At 33.7% G+C, this 2,654-nt stretch carries 2 protein-coding genes; both read right to left on the bottom strand.

The features are described from left to right. Positions 1–1,630, bottom strand: a 1,630-nt coding sequence (locus ACOVQ4_RS17760) for a sterol desaturase family protein (protein ID WP_421821957.1), incomplete at its 3' end; no start/stop codon positions are given. Between the two features lie 199 nt (positions 1,631–1,829). Beyond that, the gene (locus ACOVQ4_RS17755; RefSeq protein ID WP_421821956.1) at positions 1,830–2,513 is read right to left on the bottom strand and encodes a GAP family protein; all 684 of its coding nucleotides are present in this window, start codon (positions 2,511–2,513) and stop codon (positions 1,830–1,832) included. Positions 2,514–2,654 lie beyond the last annotated feature (141 nt).

The following is a 2,654-nucleotide window of genomic DNA, read 5'->3' as shown; positions in this document are numbered from 1 at the left end:
TTTGGTTTAATCCACTTTGCAAAATGGTTTTCCCCTCTTCGGTCTCAAATTGATAGGTTTTGCCAAATACTTTTGCGGAAACCTGTGCTTTTTGTGATGTACTTACTTGAGTTTGTCCTGTGATTAAAAATAGCTCCCGATGAATTTTTTCTTTTGCTATTCCCAAGTAAGCCAAATCTTCAATGAGCTTATTTGTCATAATTTCAGGCCCGCAGAGATAAAAATCCAATTTATTTTTATCATAATGATTTACCATTTCTTCCAATGAAATTCTTGTGATATAACCTTTGATGGCATTTTGAGGATTTTCCTCTTCATTCAAAAAGTGTTTGACTTTAAATTGACGAGAAAATTCCCTTGTCCATTGTTCAATTTTCTCCTTAAAAATTATGCTCGAGGAAGTTCTATTGGCATACAGTAAAGTAATTTTACTTTTAGGTTCAAACTTCAAAATAGTGCCTATCATACTGTAAATTGGTGTTATGCCGCTTCCGCCTGCTATCATCACATAATTATTTTGATGAGCAGGTTCGGGATTGAGGTAAAATTGCCCGGAAGGGGCTGTAACTTCTAAACTATCGCCAACCTTTAAATGCTCAGCTAAGTAGTTAGTAATCTTGCCTCCTTTTATTTTTTTGATGGTTAGAGTCAAAAGGTTATCTGTATTTGGAATTGATGAAATTGAAAATGTACGATAAAGTGTTTCCCCTTTTATAGTCACTTTGATGGTTAGATGCTGTCCCGCTGAGAAATCTCTGAAAAGGGCGGGAACATTTGAAAATTCTATGGAGAAAGCGTCATTTGCCTCTTGGCGTATAGCCGAAACGGTAAGCAAATACAAACCATCAGTTGATTGTTTGATGTTTTTTCGTTCAAAAATTTGTTCGTGGCGGGCTTCATAGTCTTTAAATTCTGTACCCATCCATTTGTCCCACCAAGTAAAATATAATGCATAATTGCCGTTAAACAATTGGTGGTGCATATTGTGATGAGTAGATGCTGTTTTGAATTTTAATATTGGAAATTTCACCCAACCCTTTGGATAAATTTCATAGCCTAAATGGCCAAGCACATTGTTTAACATGGAGAAGATTTGCCAGGCAATGATTAACCCAAAATTAAGTGGAAGCAAAAAGGGCAATACAAAGGCTACAATGTATTCAACCACAGCCTCTGAAGGATGAAAAGCAAAAGCCGTTAATGGCGAAGGGTCGGTACTTTCGTGATGTACCTTATGGAAAAACTTATATAAACTTGGCGTATGCATAGCCCTGTGGCTCCAGTAGAAAAACATATCATCAATAAAGAGCACAATGAAAAAACTAAGCCCTAACCACAAATAGCCATACTCGTTAATGTCAAAATAGATTCGAGTATAACCTTTGCTTTCTAAATAAAGAAAGCAAACATCCATGATAGCAAAAATTAGAAATGTACTTGCCGAAAATCCAAGATCATGTTTGAAATGATGCAGATTAGCTCTTTCAGTTTCTTGTATTCTTATTTTCTTAAAATACTTTTTTCCAACTATCCAAAAGATGAAGAAGAATGGAAAGGCAAATCCTGCATACCAAAGTAGGTTTTCGCAGTACATGGCGATTAAGTTTTCAAAAAACGTTGTAATATTCATTTATCTCCAATTTTTAAGTGTTAATTATTTACACTGCAAAATTGCAAAGCATTTAAATAAAAGCTTTTGACGTAGAACAAAAAGTGATTTGATGTAAATCAAAAAATGTTTAGAGTTTGCCCCTCTAATCCAATTTACTTTTGGTGAGTAATGTTTAATAGGATGTATGTGTATTGGCAAATACAGTGACCTTTCACCATTAAAAGAGAGGGTGAGCTAAGAAGCGACCAATACTATCAATAATCAATAAAATGCCAATTAGTATAAGAATAATTACTAATATCTTACTTAACCATTTTTTTATAAATTCTCTTATATTGTGAAAAACTAACGCAGTTTTCTTAAAAAACAAAAGACTCCACAAAATGATTAACGGCAACACATAAATGGAATTATAGACTAGTAATAGTAAGAAATTTTCCAAAAAGCCTAACTTTGCATTTGCTATTAGTACATTAGCTGGGAGATAGATTACTGCTGTTAAAATATCTCCAATAGTTGCAACAAATCCTAAAGAGAATGACTGGCCAAATGTTATAGACCCTGCTTTTTCAATTATTCTTTTGTTCAAACCTTCTTTGTTTTTGTTTATTGTATATCCATAATAGATTATCAATAGGCCAATTGCCAATTCAATTGCGTGTCCTATCAAGATTATTTCATACGATAGTGATAAACTTAGTAATGGTTTTAGAATTTGCCCAATTCCCATTATTAAGAGAAACCCACCAATTAAATACGTCAGAAAAATCCCAATAAGATGACCTGCTAGCCTTCCTAAAGGATTTTTTGTTGTTAAAAGGAAAAAGTGGATTGCAATCGTATGTGGATTTAGGCTATCCACCATTGCCATTGGGATCAATAAAAGTAAAATATCGATCATTCAAATTCGTTAGAAGCGTTTATATATAAAAATTGTTTTTTTAGGAGTGGGTAGTATCTCACTCCTCTAATTTGTATTGTTTCGCTACTAGGTACTCGAAGCAACGAGCAGGTAATAAGTGCTTCAAGGGTATCATACAGC

The organism is Flectobacillus sp. (genome assembly GCF_049240685.1).
Lineage (GTDB): Bacteria > Bacteroidota > Bacteroidia > Cytophagales > Spirosomataceae > Flectobacillus.
The sequence above is the reverse complement of the archived record's forward strand: the minus strand, read 5'-3'. Positions and strand labels throughout refer to the sequence as shown.